This window comes from Phocaeicola oris (genome assembly GCF_021295095.1).
In the GTDB taxonomy this organism is placed as follows: domain Bacteria; phylum Bacteroidota; class Bacteroidia; order Bacteroidales; family Bacteroidaceae; genus Phocaeicola; species Phocaeicola oris.
In genome coordinates this window covers 1-21,604 of sequence record NZ_JAJLQX010000033.1, presented here as the reverse complement: position 1 = coordinate 21,604, position 21,604 = coordinate 1, and the positions used below count along the sequence as shown (strand labels likewise).

Annotated in this window: 17 protein-coding genes, 1 tRNA gene and 1 riboswitch; of the genes, 7 read left to right on the top strand and 11 right to left on the bottom strand. The window is 43.4% G+C overall.

Features of this window, described 5'->3' with window-relative positions; translation table 11 throughout:
• Positions 1-133: 133 nt before the first annotated feature.
• Positions 134-592 carry a DMT family transporter gene (locus LO761_RS11980; protein WP_272818515.1) on the top strand — a complete coding sequence of 153 codons (459 nt, stop codon included), beginning with the start codon at positions 134-136 and terminating at the stop codon, positions 590-592.
• 208 nt (positions 593-800) lie between these two features.
• Here the strand turns inward: LO761_RS11980 and LO761_RS11975 are convergent.
• From LO761_RS11975 to ffh, 5 genes are all read right to left on the bottom strand, one after another.
• Positions 801-876, bottom strand: a tRNA-His gene (locus LO761_RS11975).
• A gap of 388 nt (positions 877-1,264) precedes the next feature.
• Entirely contained in the window at positions 1,265-1,705 is a 441-nt protein-coding gene (locus tag LO761_RS11970) for a hypothetical protein (RefSeq protein WP_272818514.1), read from the bottom strand.
• A 372-nt stretch (positions 1,706-2,077) separates the two neighbouring features.
• Positions 2,078-3,106, bottom strand: a complete 1,029-nt coding sequence (locus LO761_RS11965) for a CapA family protein (protein WP_407951570.1) — start codon at positions 3,104-3,106, stop codon at positions 2,078-2,080.
• Positions 3,107-3,150: 44 nt separating this feature from the next.
• On the bottom strand, positions 3,151-4,032 hold the full coding sequence (gene folD / locus LO761_RS11960; RefSeq protein ID WP_272818512.1) for a bifunctional methylenetetrahydrofolate dehydrogenase/methenyltetrahydrofolate cyclohydrolase FolD: 882 nt from the start codon (positions 4,030-4,032) through the stop codon (positions 3,151-3,153).
• A 3-nt stretch (positions 4,033-4,035) separates the two neighbouring features.
• On the bottom strand, positions 4,036-5,367 hold the full coding sequence (ffh, locus tag LO761_RS11955) for a signal recognition particle protein (RefSeq protein ID WP_272818511.1): 1,332 nt from the start codon (positions 5,365-5,367) through the stop codon (positions 4,036-4,038).
• A 266-nt stretch (positions 5,368-5,633) separates the two neighbouring features.
• Between ffh and LO761_RS11950 the strand changes: the two genes are divergently transcribed.
• The 6 genes from LO761_RS11950 to LO761_RS11925 all read left to right on the top strand — a co-directional run bounded on the left by LO761_RS11950 (position 5,634) and on the right by LO761_RS11925 (position 13,532).
• Positions 5,634-6,971, top strand: coding sequence for an OmpP1/FadL family transporter (locus tag LO761_RS11950; protein ID WP_272818510.1), 1,338 nt, complete (start codon positions 5,634-5,636; stop codon positions 6,969-6,971).
• 86 nt (positions 6,972-7,057) lie between these two features.
• The gene (locus tag LO761_RS11945; protein WP_272818509.1) at positions 7,058-9,481 is read left to right on the top strand and encodes a TonB-dependent receptor; all 2,424 of its coding nucleotides are present in this window, start codon (positions 7,058-7,060) and stop codon (positions 9,479-9,481) included.
• Between the two features lie 240 nt (positions 9,482-9,721).
• On the top strand, positions 9,722-11,149 hold the full coding sequence (locus LO761_RS11940) for a kelch repeat domain-containing protein (RefSeq protein ID WP_272818508.1): 1,428 nt from the start codon (positions 9,722-9,724) through the stop codon (positions 11,147-11,149).
• Complete coding sequence (locus LO761_RS11935) at positions 11,149-11,484, top strand: helix-turn-helix domain-containing protein (RefSeq protein WP_272818507.1); 336 nt, start codon at positions 11,149-11,151, stop codon at positions 11,482-11,484. The genes LO761_RS11940 and LO761_RS11935 overlap by 1 nt, the downstream gene beginning before the upstream one ends.
• 155 nt (positions 11,485-11,639) lie before the next feature.
• Positions 11,640-11,780, top strand: coding sequence for a hypothetical protein (locus LO761_RS11930; RefSeq protein ID WP_272818506.1), 141 nt, complete (start codon positions 11,640-11,642; stop codon positions 11,778-11,780).
• Between the two features lie 12 nt (positions 11,781-11,792).
• Positions 11,793-13,532: a hypothetical protein gene (locus LO761_RS11925; protein ID WP_272818505.1), complete on the top strand. Its 1,740-nt coding sequence runs from the start codon at positions 11,793-11,795 to the stop codon at positions 13,530-13,532.
• Positions 13,533-13,923: 391 nt separating this feature from the next.
• Here LO761_RS11925 and LO761_RS11920 read toward each other — a convergent pair whose 3' ends face one another.
• The 6 genes from LO761_RS11920 to LO761_RS11895 form a co-directional block, all read right to left on the bottom strand.
• The gene (locus LO761_RS11920; protein ID WP_272818504.1) at positions 13,924-14,886 is read right to left on the bottom strand and encodes a hypothetical protein; all 963 of its coding nucleotides are present in this window, start codon (positions 14,884-14,886) and stop codon (positions 13,924-13,926) included.
• Entirely contained in the window at positions 14,873-16,705 is a 1,833-nt protein-coding gene (locus LO761_RS11915; protein WP_272818517.1) for a peptidase U32 family protein, read from the bottom strand. The genes LO761_RS11920 and LO761_RS11915 overlap by 14 nt, the downstream gene beginning before the upstream one ends.
• The gene (locus LO761_RS11910) at positions 16,702-17,604 is read right to left on the bottom strand and encodes a homoserine O-succinyltransferase (RefSeq protein WP_272818503.1); all 903 of its coding nucleotides are present in this window, start codon (positions 17,602-17,604) and stop codon (positions 16,702-16,704) included. Before LO761_RS11910 ends, LO761_RS11915 begins: the two co-directional genes overlap by 4 nt.
• A gap of 128 nt (positions 17,605-17,732) precedes the next feature.
• A complete protein-coding gene (locus LO761_RS11905) occupies positions 17,733-18,359 on the bottom strand; it encodes a thiamine diphosphokinase (RefSeq protein WP_272818516.1) in 627 nt (208 codons plus the stop codon).
• On the bottom strand, positions 18,359-18,943 hold the full coding sequence (gene pnuC, locus LO761_RS11900; RefSeq protein ID WP_272818502.1) for a nicotinamide riboside transporter PnuC: 585 nt from the start codon (positions 18,941-18,943) through the stop codon (positions 18,359-18,361). The genes LO761_RS11905 and pnuC overlap by 1 nt, the downstream gene beginning before the upstream one ends.
• Positions 18,944-18,949: 6 nt before the next feature.
• Positions 18,950-21,211 carry a TonB-dependent receptor gene (locus LO761_RS11895; protein WP_272818501.1) on the bottom strand — a complete coding sequence of 754 codons (2,262 nt, stop codon included), beginning with the start codon at positions 21,209-21,211 and terminating at the stop codon, positions 18,950-18,952.
• 1 nt (position 21,212) lies between these two features.
• A riboswitch (TPP riboswitch) is annotated at positions 21,213-21,309 on the bottom strand.
• Positions 21,310-21,604: the final 295 nt, after the last annotated feature.

The following is a 21,604-nucleotide window of genomic DNA, read 5'->3' as shown; positions in this document are numbered from 1 at the left end:
TTAAGCTTAGCAAGGTGTTATGTTCACCCCGTAGCTGCAGATTAAAGATAAGTCTAAATCATAAGAAAAAATATTGTTATTAAAATTATTTTTGGAGCAACAGCTCTTTGATTCTGCAAAGTAACAGCAAGCTGTGCTCTTTGGTATCGGAGCAGGCATGGGACAAGGTATCGGACTTGTATTAAGTAAGATTGGCCTCGATGCCTACACCGCTGCCATACCCGTGCAAATACTTCCAGAGTTTGAGAACTATCTGCCGTTCTCTGCCAACCTCATCCGCTGCATCGCCGGTTTCGGATGTTTTGCTCTCTGGCTTCTCATAAGCAATAATGCCGGCAAACTAAAGACGAGCGTCCGCGACCGACAAGGCATGTTAATGTTGGGTATAGCCGTAATTTTCGGGCCTTTCCTCGGAGTGGGATTCTCGCTCATGGCTGTGCAATATTGCCCGGCAGGTATCGCCTCCACACTGATGGCACTTACTCCCATCATTATCATCCTGCCTTCTCACTGGTTCTTTCATGACCCCATCACACTGAAAGGTGTCATTGGGGCAGGCATTTCTGTTGCGGGGGTAGCCTTATTCTTTTAACACGGTTTCGGTTTCTGTCCGGCGTACTGTCTGTCTTTCTTTATATCAGTTTTAAATGTTGCCATGTCGATCTGTTTAAACTTTGCTAAAACATTTTTGATTTACTTGTGAAGTTTATACTCTGCTTGTAATCTTTATGGCTCTGATGACGAGGGATAAAAGAAAAGCGAAAACCCTTTATTTAGAGGATTTCCGCTTGCTTATTCTTGGGTGAGGGGTGGGACTCGAACCCACGACATTCAGAACCACAATCTGACGCTCTAACCGACTGAACTACACTCACCATGTAACCATTCTCTTTTGAAAGGCGATGCAAAGATAGATATATTTTTTTGTCCCACAAATTTTTTCTTTACTTTTTCTATAGCAATCCATCACAATTATCAATTATTTTGGCTCTCTGTTGAATCTTGATTTATCATGAATTCGAGGAAATCAATTCGTAAAACTTATAAGAACTTGATAACGAATCTATTTACTTGTCAAAATGCGTTACCATCATGTTTGATAGGTAAAGAGGCTGCTTTTTCCGGTTTTCAGGGCGGGCTCCCTGTTTGGGAACGAAACACAAAACCCGTTCATTTTTTTTCGCGATTCACGGAAAAGCAGGCTCAGGATAACCTAAAACAGCGTTTTAATTTTTCTTTACTGTCACTACTGTCAAACGGTCACCTATGCTCTTTTTGACACCTTCTTCAGGGCTTTTTTGTTCTTTATATACTTGCCTTCTTTTTTTACAATGAACCCTTTTTTGACAAACTTTTTCAATGCTTTGTTACATATATTTTTTGAGAACTGAGCGGCTTGTAGGGCAGCCCAAAATTCACTCCACGTAAATTCTTCAGGCATAGCCAAGAGAATATAGAATACCTCCTCGTTGCTTTTTGCCGGCTGCGTTACCTTGATGCCGCCGGGCAGCATGGTGAACAGCGCCAAGCTGTGCTTTATGCAGTTCGGCACTATGCCCCGTGCCGTTTTAAAATCGGCATCGTCGCAATAAACATCGGTGAACGTCATTTTAGCTTCCCACTTACGCATGGCCGTGAGGATGGCGCAGAGGCGCATCATTATCAGTCCGTAGTATATGTTCGCTATGTTCGTTATTGTAAGCAAAATTTGATTAAGATGGGTATAAACACAACGGGGCAGGCAGGGTAGGGCACTAATGGTGTGTTCGATAATATCATCCTATGACTCAATATCTTCTGAAAAATTTTCATTCTTTTTACTGTCCGAAAAGCATATAGGTGACCGTTTGACAGTAGTGACAGTTGGTTGTTCATTAAATTTACCATCAGCAACCTATTGAAAAGTGATGCGCGTGAGTTCCGAAACTTATGCGAATGAATCACTCAACTCATACGGACGAGTTCCTCGATTCATCCGCATAAGTTCCATGACCCATACGTATAAGCGCACAAATTCTTCTGATGAATACGGAAATTCATGCGGTTCACTATCGGCAAGCGTTTGATCAAAATCAGTTCAATTCACCGTATATTCTTCGATACCCTTATTATACCTTTTATAAAGTGTCCGTGCCCTATTCAGAAAAGTATTAAAATAATTATGCTCTTCCTTCTCCAATTCCTTATTAATATAAGTAGACGGATAAAGCAAATAACCTTTCTCTCCATTAATATGCGGACGAGATGTCCAAATGAAAGTATAACCGCAATCCTGCATCAACGTATGATCGAACACCTTCTTCAGTGTAAGCTTCACCATCGCGCCACCGTCGGTATCCGGTTTCGACATATTCGATCCGAAATTTCCTAAAGAATAAACAATGAGATGACGTTCGGGAGTAATACTGTCTTCATGCGCCTCTATGGGTTGAAGCACATGCGGATGACTGCCTATCACATGATCCACCCCCATGTGAACCATCCATTCAGCCAACTCCTTCTCGGTCTGTCGAGGTAATGTCTGATACTCTATACCCCAGTGCATACAGGCAATGATTACATCGGGACGCAGACATCGTGCTGCCAGAATATCCTTCTTTATTTGCTCTTTATCAATGATATTCACCACATTCGGGCTGATAACGGGCAAACCGTTCGTATCGTAAGTATAGTTAAGGAAAGCTATTTTAAATCCGTTCTTTTCCACCATCAACGGATAATGTTTGAGACGTTCCGTTTTATTCTTATATGTCCCCACATGTTTCAGATGTAGGGAGTCAAGCATTCGGATGGTTCGCTCCAATCCCTTCTGTCCTCTATCCATACAGTGGTTATTAGCTGTAAGCAACACATCAAAACCTGCCTGTTTCACCGCATAAATAAACCCATCGGGGGCACTGAACCGCGGATAGCCCACATAAGGCTTCCCTCCTAACGTCACTTCCAGATTGGCAACTGCAATATCCGCCTTGCTTATCTCTCCTTTCAAGGCATGGAAATAAGACGAATAATCGTAGGCTCCCTTTATTTCGGCAGCTTTGATTTGAGGGCCGTGCTGCATCAAGTCACCCGCAAAAAGCAGTGTGATGGTCTGCTGGGCATACATCCCTCCGAGAAAGCCAAAAAGAAAAAACAAACAGATCAGTCGTTTCACTTATAAATTTCTTTCTTACCTGCCATCAATGTGTTACGCATCAAAGAAACAATGGTCATCGGGCCAACGCCACCGGGAACAGGTGTAATGAAAGAGCATTTCGGAGCCACTTCATCAAACTTCACGTCACCGTTCAAGTGGAATCCGCTTTTCTTTTCCGGATCAGGGACACGGGTAGTTCCTACATCAATAATTACCGCCCCCTCTTTGACCATGTCAGCCGTTACAAAATCAGGCTGTCCCATGGCAGCGATAATGATGTCAGCCTGTCGACACTCCTCCTTGATATGTTGGCTATGACTATGAAGCACGGTCACCGTAGCATCGCCCGGAACTGCCTTACGCATCATCAAGTTAGCCATGGGCTTCCCTACGATGTTACTGCGTCCGAGGACGACACACTTCTTACCTTTCGTGTTGATGTTATAGCGACGGAACAGCTCAAGGATTCCATTTGGAGTGGCAGAGATAAAGCAAGGTAGTCCGATAGACAAACGTCCCACATTAATAGGATGAAATCCATCCACATCCTTACGGTAATCAATCGCTTCAATCACCTTCTGCTCTGAGATATGCTTGGGCAAAGGGAGCTGTACGATGAATCCGTCTACGTCATCATCTTCATTCAGTTCCTGCACCTTCTTTAAAAGTTCCTCCTCTGTCACCTCCGCTTCAAAACGGATAAGCGTGGATTTAAAGCCACATACTTCACAAGCCTTTACTTTGTTAGCTACATACGTCTCGCTACCGCCATCGTGTCCGACAAGAATGGCAGCCAAACACGGACGCTTTCCGCCCTTAGCCACTATTTGTTTCACCTCTTCGGCTATTTCCTGCTTAATCTGAGCAGAAACTGCTTTTCCATCTATCAGCTGCATATTTTATCTTTTCATTTTGCCCATCATCTGAGCCATTTTTCCCATTTTCGTTCCTGTAACGGCCTTCATCATCTTACGAGTCTGGTCGAACTGCTTAAGTAACCGGTTGACTTCCTGAATATTGGTTCCGCTGCCTCGGGCAATGCGTTGACGGCGTGAACCGTTCAGTATTTCAGGATGTATACGCTCTTCCTTCGTCATACTGTTGATAATGGCTTCAATACCTTTGAACGCGTCCTCATCAATATCAATATCTTTAATTGCCTTGCCAACACCCGGAATCATGGAAGCCAAGTCTTTCAGGTTACCCATCTTCTTAATCTGCTGAATCTGATTCATAAAATCGTTAAAATCGAATTGGTTCTTCTGAATCTTCTTCTGCAAGCGCTTAGCCTCTTCCTCATCATATTGTTCCTGTGCACGTTCTACCAAGGTGACAACATCACCCATACCAAGGATACGGTCGGCCATACGAGTAGGATGAAAGGCATCCATTGCCTCCATCTTCTCACCCGTTCCAACAAATTTGATAGGCTTGTTCACCACTGTACGGATAGAAAGCGCGGCACCGCCTCGGGTATCACCGTCCAGCTTAGTCAAAACAACCCCCGTAAAGTCGAGTCTGTCATTAAATTCCTTCGCGGTATTCACGGCATCCTGACCGGTCATGGCATCTACTACGAAAAGGATTTCATCCGGATGAATAGCATTCTTAATAGCCGATATCTCGTTCATCATCTGTTCATCAACAGCCAAACGACCGGCAGTATCAACAATAACCGTATCTATGCTGTGGCTCTTAGCATACTGAATGGCATTCAGCGCAATCTGAACAGGATCCTTGCTTTCCGGTTCACTGTAAACCGGAACATTAATCTGTTCGCCTAACACTTTCAATTGCTCGATAGCTGCCGGACGGTACACGTCTCCTGCAGCCAGCAACGGATGACGGTTCTTCTTAGTCATCAACATATTAGCCAACTTCGAAGCGAATGTGGTTTTACCGGAACCTTGCAAACCTGACATCAAGATAACTGCCGGTCTCCCTTCAAGTTTCAGATCTTCGGTCTCACCACCCATCAACTGTGCCAACTCATCATGAACAATCTTCACCATCAACTGACTCGGCTTGACAGACGTTAACACATTCTGTCCCATCGCTTTCTCCTTTACTTTATCGGTAAACGATTTGGCAACCTTATAATTGACATCGGCATCTAACAAGGCACGACGAACATCTTTCAGCGTCTCCGCTACGTTAATCTCGGTGATCCTTCCCTCACCTTTCAGTATTTTGAACGACCGTTCTAATCGCTCGGTTAAGTTATCGAACATATCCTATTGATTTTATTTTCTATTCATTCATAAGGTAACCCTTATACGGGCTTGCAAAGTTAGCAATTCTTTCTGAATCAACATGCTTTTTTAAAGAGGCAATTCTACTTTTACAAATTAATAACACTTTAAAATAGCCACTTCTTACATAAGTGAAATTGACCACAAAAACAATAAAATAGAAAATAATTGCCCATATAGCTTTGATTTGTGCAATTTATATATACCTTTGTGCCCGATTAAAAACATACATTAATAACAAGTTTATGAAAAGACTTTTAATAGGCTTAGCCCTTTGCGGATCGGTTTTCACAACTCAAGCCGGAGGTATATTAACCAATACAAATCAGCACGCTGCGTTCATCAGAATGTTAGCCAGAGGTGCTTCCATCGGACTGGACGGTGTCTATAGCAATCCTGCCGGATTATCCTTCCTTCCACACAATGGATTATATTTATCACTCACCAATCAGAGTGCTTTTCAAACTCGTGATATTGATGCTTCGTTTAAAATGTATACCATGAATGGCAATCAACCAGCTACCTTCGATTACCGGCATAGCTATAAAGGGAAAGCTTCCGCGCCTATTATTCCTGCTCTCCACGCAGCGTATAAGAAAGGTGATTGGACATTTTCAGGCTTCTTCGGCATAACCGGTGGAGGAGGAAAAGCTTCTTTCGATGAAGGATTACCGCTGTTTTCTTCGTTGATGTCGGCTTTGATATTCAAGAACACATCTGCGCAAGGTTCTCCACTCAGCCCTGATTATTATCACATTACTTCATCCATGGATGGAAAACAGTTTATCTACGGACTCCAGATGGGGGCAAGCTACAAGATCAATCCCCATCTTTCTGCTTTCTTAGGCGGTAGAATGAACTATTTCTACGGCGGTTATGAAGGTTTTGTCAATGCGCAGCTGATTCCTGTGTTAGGAGCTAAAGACATCGCTACCATTAAATTGGATTGTACACAAACCGGATGGGGACTTACTCCTATCATCGGACTGGATTATATGACAGGCAATTGGAACTTCGCTGCCAAGTATGAATTCAAGACAAATATGAACATAGAGAATAAGACAAAAACATTGGAATCACCCGACCCTTCTGTTCTGGCTCCTTATGCCGATGGCGTGAACACACCGAATGATATTCCGGCTCTGCTAAGCATAGCCGCAGGATATAAGATTCTTCCAAAGTGGAGAGTAAACGGAGAGTTCCACTTCTTTGATGACAAACAGGCAGGAATGGCTAACGGCAAGCAGAAATCACTTACTCATGGGACGATGGAATACTTGGCCGGAACAGAATTCGACCTGACTCCCATACTGACTATCAGTGGCGGATTTCAATATACCAATTACGGACTCAGCGACCAATTCCAGAGTGATACCAGTTTCTACTGCGACTCCTACTCATTAGGCTTCGGCGCGGAATTAAAACTGACAACTCAATGCAAACTCAATGCCGGTTACTTCTGGACTAATTATAAAAAATATACTAAGACGTCAACTAATTATAATCAAACCGGACTACCGGGAACAGACATCTACAGCCGTTCGAATAAAGTATTCGGAGTAAGTCTGGAATACGATTTCTAATTGTATGAAAAAATATCCTCAAAAATGAGGATTGACAGACTTTATCAATTCTACTTCCTTTGCACCTGAAATTAAATCAAGTTCAAATGAAGAAAATACTTATTACCGTCTCAGTAGCACTGTTCTCAATAAGCTCGTTTGCCGGAATCGGCCCTGAAGACAATAATACAAATGTCAACGATACCACTAAAGTAATTGACATCGAAGAGGTTGTAGTCATTGCAACACCGAAGGAACATTCTAAATTACGCAGTCTTCCAACTTCTGTTTCGTTGATTTCCCAAAAGGAAATGCAGGAAAATCAGATTACATCTTTGAAGGGTGCCAGTGCTTTAGTTCCTAATTTTTATATGCCGGACTACGGCTCTCGCCTTACTTCCGCTATTTATATCCGGGGAATCGGTTCGCGTATCAACACACCGGCTGTCGGACTTTATGTAGATAATATCCCATACATCGACAAATCAGCTTTCGATTTCAACTTCTATGATATAGAACGCTTGGATATTCTGCGTGGTCCTCAAGGTACTCTCTACGGACGGAATGCAATGGGTGGTTTAGTACGTATCAATACCAAGTCGCCATTCTCATATCAGGGAACGGACCTGAAATTGGGCTACGCCACTAAGGATAATCATCGGAATGTTTCCCTTACCCATTATCACCGTATCAGTAACCAATTTGCTTTTGCAGCAGGAGGCTACTATGAAGGTTCCAACGGATTCTTCCGACATGATGTCACCAACAAAAAGGTGGATGGCATGGAGGCCGGAGGCGGTCGTATCCGTGCTATTTGGATCCCTTTACAAAACCTAAAACTCGACTTCACTGCCAGCTACGACTATACCGATCAAGGGGGCTATCCTTATTATTATACCGGATCACTTACAGGCGGAGAGCTTTACCCTGACAATATAAACAAAATTACAAATAATCGTGAAAGTAAATACCGCAGAGGGTTGTTCAATACCGGCCTGAATTTGGAATATCAAACCGACAAGATTGTTATGAATGCGGTTACCGGTTTCCAAAACCTGCGCGACCGTATGTACATGGATCAGGATTACTTACCTGTCGACATCTATACCATTGAGCAGAAACAGCGTCAGAGTACTCTCAGCGAAGAGATCACTTTCAAGAGCAAAGGTGACCGCCAATGGAACTGGTTGACAGGTGTGAGCGGATTTTACCAATGGTTGCATACCGAAGGCCCTGTAACGTTCTATAACGACGGAATTTCTTCTTTGATTGAAGGTAATGTCAATCGTATTTTCCAAAACATAAGCGCTAAGAACCCTCGTGCTCCTCAAATGTCACTCGATATTACCGATGAGTCCATGCTCATCCAAAACAAATTCGATACACCGACCCTGAGTACTGCCCTCTTCCACGAATCGACATTCAAGCATCTGTTTGTTGACGGACTTTCCTTAACTATAGGAGCCCGTTTGGAATACGAAAAGCTAAAAATGGATTATATATCAGGAGCTGATGTGAACTTTAACTTCTTGGTTCAGATGGGAAAGATATTCTCATTCCCTCTAAATGGTCTGAAAGCCAGTCCGAAATTTGAGGGAGATATGAAAAACGACTACTGGCAGGTATTGCCAAAATTCGCTTTGAAATACGATTTTGACAAAGACAACAGCATCTACGTCAGCGTAACAAAAGGTTATCGCTCAGGAGGCTATAATGTCCAGATGTTCTCTGATATAGTTCAGAATGACATGAAGAATAAGATGATTGACGCCATTGTCAATGCCCCGCAAGTAAGTGCCATGAAGCAAATGATTTTGGGAATGATCACTCAAAATGTCCCAAGTTACGGGGTAGAGCAGGATGTGAAAGGATCAACCACATACAAGCCTGAATACAGTTGGAACTACGAGCTTGGTTCTCACTTGAATCTGTTTAAAAACAAGTTACGTATGGATTTGGCAGTGTTCTATATGAATACACACGACCAACAGATAGCCAAATTCGCAGAGAACGGATTCGGTCGTATGATGGTCAACGCAGGAAAAAGCGAGAGTTACGGCGCAGAAATCAGCCTGAACAGTCAAATAAATCGTAGCCTGAGCTTATTTGCCAACTATGGATATACACATGCTACATTCAAAAATTACGACGGTGGCACCAATACCGGAGGAGTATCGCAAAACTATACGGGCAATTATGTGCCGTTCGTTCCGATGCATACGCTGAATATAGGTGGTGATTATGCATTCTTCTTTAAGAACAACGTAATGGAAAGTTTAACTATTGGTGCCAACTATACAGGAGCAGGTAAGATTTACTGGAACGAAAGTAACGGAGCTTCAGAAGATTTCAACGGAACGCTGAATGCTCATGCCGCATTGCAATTAAAGAACGGTATCAATGTGAATATTTGGGGACGTAACCTGACAGATCATCGCTATACAACGTTCTACTTCGAGAGTATGAACCGAGGCTACAAGCAAATAAACAAACCACTACAATTAGGTATAGACCTTCGATACCAGTTTTAACTAATTTATTAAACGTTTATTTCGAAAATTTATTTTTAATCTTTAATCCAATAGATGATGAGACAGGGGAGCTTGTGAAAGTTCCTCTGTCTGCTTTTTTAAGCAAAAGGCAATTAATGAAAAAATTGACTATTTTTAGGCTAACTATTAAATATTGCATACATTTGCCCTATTGTATAAAAAATTAAATTCTTAATGTTTTTATCGACAGATTAAAAACATTAAAAACGATTTTAAGGAATGAAACGTAATAGGCCGGTTCACATCATATCTCTTTTTAGTTGGAAGTTACAGACTATCCGCCTGTTCATGCTGTGGCTGCTATTACTTCTTTCACCGGTTGCGATGGCGGAAGATAAAACGTGCCCTGTAGTTAAATTGCCGATGGAGCGGCTACCTGACATGAATGTGCCTCGTGGGGGACATGCGTTGTTCTGTATCAATGGAGAACTGACGGTGATCGGAGGGCACACTACCGGTTTCGTAATCACACAGTCGGCAGAGTATTTCGCTGATGGCAAATGGCATCCTATGAATCCGGTCTATGCCCACGACGATGGGGCCTACAAAGTACTCCGTTCGGGAAAAGTACTGCTCTACGGAGGTCATGAGCGCAATTTGGGTATCGGGCAGTCGTATGAAGTAGAGATGTACGACCCTGTTACACATACATTCCGAGGCTTCGGCTGTCTTGACCAAAAACGCAGTCTGTCCTCATCAGAGGAGCTCAATGACGGTCGGATCGTCATCTCAGGCAACTGGTATCATGACGATGGCATTGAGGTATTCGATGGAAAAAATACCTTTTCGTTTGTCAAGAACGTAAGTCAGACAAGAACTACTCCTTATATTCTTCTTACGGCTGCTGATAATGTAATGATCTTAAGTAATCTGGACACGAAAGGCAACAGCATTGACACTGTTATCGTAGACCAGTTGAAAGGTGATCCCTTCGAAGTTCCACTACTGAAAAAATGGAAGTTAACAGGCTATATCAATACGACAAACATGAGCAATTGTTTCATTGGCGATATATCGAAAGATGATTATTCCTATCTCCTGCCGGTAATGAACAGTGAGACGCAAATGGCTGTTACCAAAACGAAAGGCACTGATTTCTCATTACTTCCCACGCTCTGCCCAATTCCCATGGAGAGTCAGTGGGGACCTATTTATTATAATACACAGTTCTTGATCGACCATAAAGCCCGACGCGCTTATATCATAGGCAGTGGTCCAAACATAGAGAAAAAACAAGAGAAAGGTTATCGACTGTATGTACTGGGCATCGACTACGATCATTTAGAGAACGGGAAAGCTCCATTGATTCTCTATTACAGTGATGTGATGACCGAAGTGCCGAGCGGACCGTCTACTATCACCGAAGAGGGTAATATAGTACTGGCAGGCGGTATTCCCAAGGGCAGTAACTTCACCCCTACTGCTGCCGTCTACCTCTTACACACCGGTACAAAACCTACCGCAACAAGCTATCGTAACTTTTCTCTGTGGATTGGCTCTGCCGTTGTGGTTCTTCTTTTGTGTATAGTCGGCTTGGTTATGAAACGTCAAAAGAAAATAGCTCATATTGATACCGAATCACCTCTCCCCTATACTGTGAAGCCAACAAGAAAGAACTCACGGTTTACAAGACCGATGAAAAACTGATGAGCGCTATCTGTAATGTAATGGAAGAACAACAACTATACTTGAATGAATCGCTGAAGCTGTCTGATATATCAGCATTGCTGTCTGTCAGTCGCAATACCGTTTCCACTTGCATCAATAACAGTCGCAACTGCTCGTTTTCTCAATTCGTGGCCTCTTACCGTGTGGAGTATGCCAAGCAGCTCATTGAGCATAAGCCCGATTTGAAGTTATCCCATGTCTGGACACAATCCGGCTTCTCTAACGAGACCTCTTTCTTCCGCACTTTTAAATCAATCATCGGCATGACACCCAGCGAATGGAAAAAGAAAGTATCGGAGGAGGCTTCTAAATAGTTGCCGTCTCGTAATATTGGCTTGTTTTCCAATCTTTCGACTTACAAAATATCTTTTGTAAGTCGATTTATACGATTTGTAAGTCCTTTTATTTTCACTTCTCTTATATTTACAACATATTTTTAATAAGATGAATTACTTTATCAAGTAACGATATGAAAGAAAAGAAACAGGAGTATCTTGCGCCCGCAATCAAGGTTTTGAAAATAGAAAGTCAACAGGTAATCTGTATCAGCGGCGGTACAGAATCAGTAAGTAAGTATTCTACGGAGTATAATGATGACAATTTTGAATAGGAGGATAAGCAGATGAAAAAGCATTCAATATTATTATCTTTATTTGCGACAGCTTCTTTATTGGTCGGTTGCCAAAACGAAATAGATATAGATAAAAGTCCAACTTCAGGAACGGCTTTCACGGCCTCGATAGAGGGAACATCCGATACAAGGACTTCTCTAAAAGAAAACAGTTCCGGTTATGACGTGATGTGGACAGCCAACGATGAAATCAATATCAATAGAGCTGTATTCAGTACATCGTCGGATGAAACAAAAACGGCATCATTCACATTGAAATCAGGTACTAATCCGACTTCACCGTATAAGGCCTATTATCCGGCAAACATCTATAATGGTGGGACTCCCGTCCTACCTGCCGAACAGACTTATGCAGCCGATAACATCAGCGGTTATCCGATGTATGCCGAGAGTGAAACCGGGAATCTTAATTTCAAGAACCTCTGTGGTATTCTTCGTCTGAATCTTGGAACCACCATGAGCGGCATGAAGGTAAAGAAGATTATTGTCTCGGCTGATCAAGGCATGAGCGGACCATTCACTATCACAAGCAATGCAGCCGTAGTTAGTGGAACTGCAGGGGTAACGTTGAATTGTCCCACGGAAGGAGTGGCAATCGAACCTACTGCAGCAATACCTTTTTATATCGCTGTACCGGCTAATACTTACACCCGATTGAACATCATTCTGATAGCTACCGACGGAACAAACGAATACAGACAGGATTTAACACTGAAGCCTGACAAAAGCATCAAAGTTGAACGTAGTAAGATTTCAGATATAAACCTTACTTGCGATTTTTCTTTAGTTTTAAGCGCAGGTGGCAAGAATGCCAATACCTATATATATAGTGCTGCCGGAAAATATTGCTTCGATGCTACTGTAAAAGGTAATGGAGGTCTTGACCCTGTTACGAATGCCGTAGCGACTAAGTTATCAGACATCAGTGGCGTGACAGTACTTTGGGAACTATATTCCCAAGGTCGTGCCATCAAGTATGATCCATCATCCGCTTACGACATATCATATTCTAATGGTTATGTCTTTTTTCGTTCACCTGATACCTTCATTCAGGGAGATGCTTATATAGCAGTATATAAAGATGGCAGTGGCGGTACTGCGAAGCAATACGATAAAGCGAATGATGAGATTCTGTGGAGCTGGCTGATATGGGCAACTCCGGAACCCGGAACAATGAGTCATAACAGTAAGGATTTCATGGATCGTAACCTTGGAGGTATTGAAGTTGACAATTATATTCGCGGTTTCTTATATCAATGGGGACGCAAGGATCCTTTCTCTGCCGCGAATGGCGGATTTTCACCTTATTCTTTCATCCCTGCAATCTCTTCTGTTTTCAGCCGCAGCGTTTCAATCCAATCAATGGCCTATACCATCGCTCACCCTACGACATTCATACTTCTGGGAGATAGAGCATGGATGTCTGAAAGTGAATATACCATGAAGTTCTGGAATGACGATGTAAAAACCATTTATGATCCTTGTCCATACGGATGGAGAGTGCCAACGAAAGGTAATATCGATGGTATAAGCGAATTACCGGATACAGGATTAACCGATGGCGCTTATAACAGCACTCCTTATCATGGGTTTGGTAATCCCGAGACAGGCTATTACAGAACAAGTACTCAATCCGCGTATCCTAATGCATGGTCGTTCTGTAATGACGGGCGAAATCTGATGGATTGGGAAACGGATACAGGTTATGCTATTCGTCCGGTAAAAGAGTAACAAATTCTTTTTCTCTCATGGTTGTTTCATAAAAGAAAAGAGATACGTACGGCAGATGTTCCTGTTCGTACGTATCTTCGTTTTATTTACGACCAATAATAGTATTATATCAAGCATACCTTGACACCCTATCTCCATATACAGGATTCAAGATTATTTAGTGAGGATGAGTTGGCAAAGTGATGCGGATGAACCGTCCAACTCATGCGGATGAATTGATCAACTCATGCTGATGAGTTTGCAAAGTGATGCTGATGAGTTTGCAAAGTGATGCGGATCAAATCAGAAAAGGCTTTTGATGACTTTATGGTATCATAACCGATAACCAAATAATCGATAAATATCATCTACCCATTCTGTCTGACAACACAGGCAACTTGAACAGTGTCTCTTATTCATTAAAAGCACCACAATGCGGACAGATGCCTTTGTGCTTTAACTTTGCCCCGCAGCTTCCACAAATATATTGATACGAAGACCGACACAAATGATGTATCGCCCAAACATAATAAGCAATGAGAAAGGCGTAACCGATATAGATGTAAGTGGTGTATGTAAAAAAGAAATAGAGAATGATACAAACGCACACCAATCCGAGCAGATAGAAAAGTGCCGTATTCATCTTTGCCTGCCGGAACACATCGTCGACTGTGGCAATAGCCACTATCAGCAATGCCCAAACGGCGCAGAGAAAAAGTCCGAGTATAAGCGGTACGTGAAAAGGATTTAATGACGGAGCATAATAGAACTGCTCCCAAGTGCCCGGCACAAAACGCTGCATACCGGCATAAAGCGTCGCGGACAAAGCAACCAACATGGTAAGGAGGGTAGGGAAAATGCTATCAATATCGTTGAACCACACAAAGCGGAGCTGTTCCTTCTTCACGGCACGATAAATAAAAAACAATCCGAAGACAACAAAGATAACAGCCGACGCGATGCCTCGGGAGTGACTAAAGAAATGAATGAAATGTGAGATGGCATCGGTGGGAACAACCTTCTCCATCAGCTCTTTCCGGTGTACCCAGCCCATCACATTCTGGTCGTGCGCTACTTTTACCCAAACAGAATCGACACTGTCTCCGGGAGTTGTCATAAACTCCGCCACCACCAGTTTGTCGTGCTTATAGACAGGTATCACATCAATGAGCGGCAACTGTTGCAACATAAGCGAATCGGAAGTGACCTCGAAGTTCGTATTCAGCGTGTAATGATACTTCGTCAAATAATTCAGCGAGTCCAGCGTATGTTCCGGTATTTCCTGTTCTTTATCGGGCATAGCAATATAGTAACGACAGGAAGTGAACACCATCATCAGCACAAACACCCATCCTATATACCTACTCGCCTTCATACACTTTCATCTGACAATGCCGACAATCGAATTCCAAACGAAAACGGTGTCCGTCACCGCTAACCAAATAGTAAGGCTCCTTAAAAGGCGAACGGCCATGCTGTCGACTCGGACACCATCCCATACTGAACCTCAGGCAGTGCTTGCAGAACATCACCGGAACATGACTGACATGCTGTCGTTCAAAAGCCGGATCCACCCGATTCACTCCGTGCTCCCGATAAAACAGCGCGGCTTTCTCATTCATCACATTCCCCAAATAAGTCAACCGGTCAGTCACAAACGGGTGATGTGTCTCCTCCATCCGATACACCTGCCGATGATAACCGACGCGACGAACCATCAGCAACTCCTCCACCGCGCGCCTACGCAAATCGGACAATAACGAAGACGGAATAAACCAATTCTCCGACAGCTTCAACTCAATATTCCGCGCTTGGAACGGTGTATTTCCCAGTTTACTCAATTGTTTGCGTATATTCTCGTTCTGAGACGTTCTGGCGATTTCCTTCTGTTGTTCCATCAGCAGCGTAACATGCTTCCTTTCCTCATCCGTCAGAGATAACGCAAAACCATACCTGTTCTCTTCGAAAAGCATATCCACTTTTACCTTACGCTCAGCCGACTTCCCGGCTAAAATGTTCTCGAATTCCTGATCATAATTTCGGAAAAGAATGGTATTCGGTTTGACTGCCGGCATCTCTTGCGGGTATAACTTATTGGCATCCACCCGATTGATACGGAACCCCCGCAACATATCATTCTCATCTAAATAACAAACACCATCACCGTTATTAAAGTGCTTCAATCCGGCAACGGTCAGATAATTATCCCGAATTTCCTTCACACGTCCCATTTCCTCCCCCATCGACTTAGGCGTATTCATCGAACTGATACCATCGCTCTCTCCTCTGTCATGAAGGAAATAGCACGTAAATCCACGATTAAAACTTTTATCTAACTTCGGCTCAAAGGTCAGATACGACGTTCCCACCGAAGAGCGTATATATTCCGGGCGTCGCTTGAACAGCTCATCCAACTTGCGGCGATAATAAGCCGTTACATTCTTCACATAGTTCACATCCTTCAACCGACCTTCAATCTTCAGCGAGGAGATTCCGGCATCTATCATCGCCTCCAATTCTTCGCTTTGATTCAAATCGCGCATGGAAAGAGCGTGCTTCTGTCGCAAAATGATATTATTATCAGCATCCACCATATCGAATGCCAAACGGCAGAACTGGGCACACTCGCCTCTGTTGGCACTCCGATGGAAACAAGCTTCACTGACATAACACTGCCCGCTGAAACTCACACAAAGCGCTCCATGAACAAAAGCCTCTAACAGCACGTCGGGAACTGCCTCATGAATATCTTTAATCTGCTCCAGCGAAAGTTCACGAGCTAAGACCACTTGCCGATACCCCGCCTCCGCCTCAAACCGGATCTTCTCTACCGTACGGTTATCCATCTGTGTACTCGCGTGCAATAGAATCGGTGGCAGATTCATTTTAAGCAGCGCCATATCCTGAACAATCAGCGCGTCGACTCCTATCTCATACAGATTCCAAACAAGTTGTTCCACCTCCGGAAGTTCCTCATCTTTAAGAATCGTATTTACCGTAACATATACCTTTACATTAAAAATACGCGCATAATCCACCAGTGTCTTAATGTCTTTAATGGAATTTCCGGCAGCAACCCTTGCTCCAAACGAAGGTCCTCCAATATATACCGCGTCAGCACCATGGTCGATAGCCGCTAATCCGCACTCCAGATTCTTGGCCGGAGCTAATAACTCTATGGGGCGTGGCTTCATTTGAATTGAATCTGTTGTCCGACGTAATAGTTTATCCAATTGGTAAAAAGCAGATTGGAGTGTGCTCTCCAACGAACTACCGGTCCCTTCTCCGGATCATCATCCTTATAGTAATGTTTCGGTAAGTCAATAGATACGCCTTTGCTCAAATCACGTTTATATTCTGTATCCAGACGCATAGGCTCATATTCGGAATGTCCCGTAATAAAAAACTCCCGACTATTATTCGCCTTTGCCACATACACTCCCGATTCCTCACTCTCTGAGAGTAAAGTCAGCCCTTTGACCTTTACCACATCCTCCTTACGAATTTCCGTATTCCTGCTGTGAGGTACATAGAACTCATCATCAAACCCACGGAAGATAGGCTCCCCCTCCACATTCATTTGATGTGGGAATATACCAAACATCTTCTTATCAAGCCGATACTTGGGAATACCGAAAAAGTAATAAAGACCGGCCTGTGATGCCCAACATATATATAAGGTAGAAGGCACGTTTTGGTGTGCCCAGTCGAATACCTCTGTCAGTTCTTTCCAATAATCCACTTGCTCGAAAGGAATAAGTTCCACCGGAGCTCCCGTAACAATCAGCCCGTCGATATGCTGTTCTTTCAGTTCATCAAAGTAATGATAGAACTTATCCAAATGTTCTTCAGACGTATTCTTACTTTTATGGGTACGGAGTTTCATGAGTACCATCTCTACCCAAAGAGCAGAGTTCGACAACAGGCGTGCATAATCCGCCTCTGTCGATATCTTCAACGGCATCAGGTTCAGCAGTGCCACACGTAACGGACGCAAATGAAAGGTTTCAGCCTCCGACTTGCTATATGCATGGATGTGCTCTTTTTCCAAAGCTTCAATAGCCGGCAGACCATCAGGTAAAATAACAGACATACGTTCTCAAATTAAATCAACCGCAAAGTTAATCAAAAAGAGCTTAATCCTATCTACCTATCTTTGTCTTTTTCAACATCAGATAATATCCATTATAAAAGCAGCTTATTCCGCCTACAAAACCATCACTACGCTTTTATGAAAACCAAATAATCTCCTTTCGCCCGAATCGTTATTCTCTCTGATACAGATTCGTTCAACGTTCCCTGCCACCAGCTTGTCAAGTCGTGTAACGGATATTTTAAGCCTTCACTTTTCATATCTTTCGCCCCGAAGCTGAAAATGGAGACAACTTTCCCTTCGCCTACATCAAGAGTATTATCATCCATACAGGGTATGAACACACCGGTATTGGTATACATCCGTACATCAAAATCCATGTGCATGTAATCTATCAGCAAACTTATGTTTCCCAAGGTGTGATCCTCACGTTTTCCCGTAGCTCCCACTATCGCCACTTTCTTCATTCCGCGTACCAACAGAAAGCGCATCGCCTTCGATAAGTCGTTCGTCTCTTGTTCGCTTACCCTGTACCAAACAGACGCGAACGATTTCTTCATCGCCGCACTCAGCGAATCACCATCTCCCACTATGGCATCGGGAATCCTTCCATGTCGCGCTAACATAGCTCCGGCATGATCACAGCACACTACAAAAGGAACTTCCATCAGCAATTTACGAGCAAATGTTTTCTCCTTTGGATAATCACCATCAGCCAATACCACCGCCTCAGGAATAAAATCTTTTTCCATCATCATTCCTGCATTAAACGTTTCCACTTAAAATATCCCAATACAGCAATCAACGCATACAGACCGTACAATACGGAAGTGAAATACAATTCCTTATAAATGTACAGACCGCAACTTACGGTATCTACCGCTATCCACGTAAACCACTGCTCTATGTATTTCTTTGCCAGCATCCATATACCTACTATGCTCAATGCCGTAGTGAAGCTATCCCACCAAGGCACATTGCTGTCGGTGAAACGTATAAGTATCCACGCTATCAACAGCAGCGCTACGATAAATACTACTATCAATGGCAAATACACATTCTTCGGCGTAAAAGTTATTGGAAGTTCCTTCTTCTTTGCAGTGCCTCTTTTCCACAGCGCCAGTCCATACACGGCAGCTATCAAATAGTACACGTTGATGCCGAAGTCGGCATACAGTCCAGCCTTATAATATACAAAGATGTAAATGGCAGGCATGATGATTCCAGCCACCCACAACCAGATACTCGCCTTATACTCCAGCCACAGATATACCAATCCCACCAGCGTACCTGTCACTTCCAGCAGATTGTTCTGTATATATGCAGCCAACTCATTCATTGTCTGTCAGAACCGTAATGTAACATGCCCCAACACATTCGTCCCTGCCATCGGATAGAATCGCGGATCGCTATGTAACGTGGGGGCGTCTCCCTTATCACCATTCTTATACAACGCACAAGTCTGGGAGTATCCGTTCGTTTCGTATCGCTCGTTAAACAAATTATAAACGGTAAATCCCAATACGACAGCCTTCGTGTACTTCGTCTTGAAAGTATAGGTCAGTCCCAAATTGCTCACAAAGTAAGGGTCAAGCGAATCTTCTTTATTCCCGAAGTTGTCCAAATACTGACGGCTCACGTACTGCGATGTGAGTATAGCATTGAATCCTTTCCAGTTGGCATCCAGCACACTACTTCCCAAAAATGATGGAGAGAACGATATAGGCGTGTCTTTCTTCTGTATGGCAGTCTGCGTGTACATCTCGTTCCAGCTGTCAGCATCGTAATCGCTCACATATCCCGTGTAGTTCTTTATTCTATTCTTGCTCAATGTTCCGTTGATATTCCATTTCAGCCAACTGGCAATTCCGGCTCCCAAACTCAACTCGGCACCCATACGATAGCTGTCGGGAACGTTCTCTGCCATAGCTTCGCCTATCTCGTTCAGCTTACCATTCAGCACCAATTGGTCGGTATAATCCATGTAATATAAGTTCAGTCCGGCCTCAAACCAATTGTTCTTATAGCTATATCCCAACTCATAGTCCAACAATTTTTCAGCTTTAGGAAACTGTGTAAATAAACCATCGGTATAGTTATTACGGGTAGGCTCTTTCTGCGCTACTGCAAACGACGCGTAAGCCGAGTTATAAGCATTTATTCGGTAGAACAGTCCGGCCTTCGGGTTAAAGAAGTGGAAATTCTGATCGATGTTCAGGTTCTGCATGTGCCCGGGGTAAGCAGTCCAATCCCACTTATCATTCGTACCATTGATGGTATAATGAATCTGTCGATACTGCAAGTCGACATAAGCGCTCAGCGCGTCCGTCAGGTTATAATTCATCTTTCCGTAAATATTTCCATCAGTTTTCCCCGCGAAGTTACGATAGTACTCATGGTCAGGATCCAGTGTCCCCACATAATTCATCACCCACATCACCTGCCCAAAGTGATCTCCGGCATAACGGTTCAGTCCACCTCCTATAGAAGCCGTAGCACGTTCTCCTCTATAGTTAAACGAGAATACACCTCCTCCGAAGTCGTTATTCATCAGTTTCTTTCGTACCAAATTACTCTTCTTTACCAACGTTCCGTCAGCTCCTGTATAAGGCGTCAGCGCATATTCCACCAGCGTACGACTGTTCTTATACTCCTGATAATACCCATATCCATGTGTATAATGTAATCCGATGTTCATATTCCACGCTTGCGACAGACGTTGATCTAACAACAACTGATAATGCGTTTGCTTGTAATTGTCCGTCTGATCATGATAGAATCCCTCGAATTTCCCGTTTATCTCCATTGCCCCGTTAGGATTATAGGTACGATCGTTCTTTAGCTGTTCTCTGCTAATACCATCCCACGCGTGGTATGTTTTCTCCTTTCCACCGAAGGTAATTATCTTCACCGATGTATTCTCTCCGAAGTAACCTCCCTGTACGAAATACGATTTCAGATTCGTCTTCGCTCTGTCACGGTATCCGTCACTCTTGATACCCGATACGCGTGCGTCAAAAGCCCAATGTCCGCGCAACAATCCCGATCCTACTTTCACAGTCTCCTTATAAGTGTTATACGACCCGTACGATCCCGACAACTCGGCATAAGGCACAGCCGATATGTTCTGCGTCTTCATATTCACCGATGCTCCGAAAGCCCCTGCTCCGTTCGTTGACGTTCCTACTCCTCGCTGCACTTGTACATCCTGCAATGATGATAACAAGTCGGGTGTATTCACCCAGAACACCGAATGACTCTCCGCGTCATTCATCGGTATGCCGTTAGCAGTGATATTCACACGTGAAGCATCCGTTCCACGTACACGTATGGTGGTATAGCCCACGCCGTTTCCCGCGTCTGAAGTGGTGAGTACAGACGGTGTAGTCAGGAGTAGGAATGGCAAATCCTGTCCCAAGTTCCGTTTTTCTATTTGTTGCTTACCAACATTTGTATACGCCACCGGAGTTTTCGCGTCCGCACGTGTGGCGATAATCTGCACTTCCTGCAGTTGGACCATCTTCATGGTGTCCTGTACAGTCTTTTGCGCCTGTACGTTCAAGCCTGCTGTCACCAAAACAGTCACGGCCAAAAAACCTTTCTTCATGTCTTGAAATATTAAAATTCTCTACGCCGGCATTATCCGGTTCAGGTAATAAGGGTATGTTCTCAGCCCGTCATATTAAGGCACCCCCTTCATGAGCCTACAAGTCTAACCTGTAAGTCGCTGCAAAATTAGTACATATTTTAAGTAGAAACAAAACATTTTAAAAAAAAGAAAAGAAAAACGTGTGTTCGATATAAAAACCCAAAAAGAAGATGTACGTTCCATCAAAATTAGCAAGGATATAAAAAATGGGGGCTGAGCGCGTCACCGCGACCGGCCCCCTGATATTTAAAGATTATAAAGAAATTATTATGCAGTTTGTTTCGGACTGCATTATTCATTTAATGGGTAGTCCGTCTGGTCGCCCTTGGGAGCGGAAGGCTTCTTGGCGTT

Coding starts and splice junctions, on each gene's coding strand:
- LO761_RS11965 (WP_407951570.1), bottom strand. CDS start 3,106: ATGTATGCCCAGCAGACCATCACACTGCTTTTTGCGGGTGACTTGATG.
- folD (WP_272818512.1), bottom strand. CDS start 4,032: ATGCAGCTGATAGATGGAAAAGCAGTTTCTGCTCAGATTAAGCAGGAA.
- ffh (WP_272818511.1), bottom strand. CDS start 5,367: ATGTTCGATAACTTAACCGAGCGATTAGAACGGTCGTTCAAAATACTG.
- LO761_RS11950 (WP_272818510.1), top strand. CDS start 5,634: ATGAAAAGACTTTTAATAGGCTTAGCCCTTTGCGGATCGGTTTTCACA.
- LO761_RS11945 (WP_272818509.1), top strand. CDS start 7,058: ATGAAGAAAATACTTATTACCGTCTCAGTAGCACTGTTCTCAATAAGC.
- LO761_RS11940 (WP_272818508.1), top strand. CDS start 9,722: ATGAAACGTAATAGGCCGGTTCACATCATATCTCTTTTTAGTTGGAAG.
- LO761_RS11935 (WP_272818507.1), top strand. CDS start 11,149: ATGAGCGCTATCTGTAATGTAATGGAAGAACAACAACTATACTTGAAT.
- LO761_RS11930 (WP_272818506.1), top strand. CDS start 11,640: ATGAAAGAAAAGAAACAGGAGTATCTTGCGCCCGCAATCAAGGTTTTG.
- LO761_RS11925 (WP_272818505.1), top strand. CDS start 11,793: ATGAAAAAGCATTCAATATTATTATCTTTATTTGCGACAGCTTCTTTA.
- LO761_RS11920 (WP_272818504.1), bottom strand. CDS start 14,886: ATGAAGGCGAGTAGGTATATAGGATGGGTGTTTGTGCTGATGATGGTG.
- LO761_RS11915 (WP_272818517.1), bottom strand. CDS start 16,705: ATGAAGCCACGCCCCATAGAGTTATTAGCTCCGGCCAAGAATCTGGAG.
- LO761_RS11910 (WP_272818503.1), bottom strand. CDS start 17,604: ATGTCTGTTATTTTACCTGATGGTCTGCCGGCTATTGAAGCTTTGGAA.
- LO761_RS11905 (WP_272818516.1), bottom strand. CDS start 18,359: ATGATGGAAAAAGATTTTATTCCTGAGGCGGTGGTATTGGCTGATGGT.
- pnuC (WP_272818502.1), bottom strand. CDS start 18,943: ATGAATGAGTTGGCTGCATATATACAGAACAATCTGCTGGAAGTGACA.
- LO761_RS11895 (WP_272818501.1), bottom strand. CDS start 21,211: ATGAAGAAAGGTTTTTTGGCCGTGACTGTTTTGGTGACAGCAGGCTTG.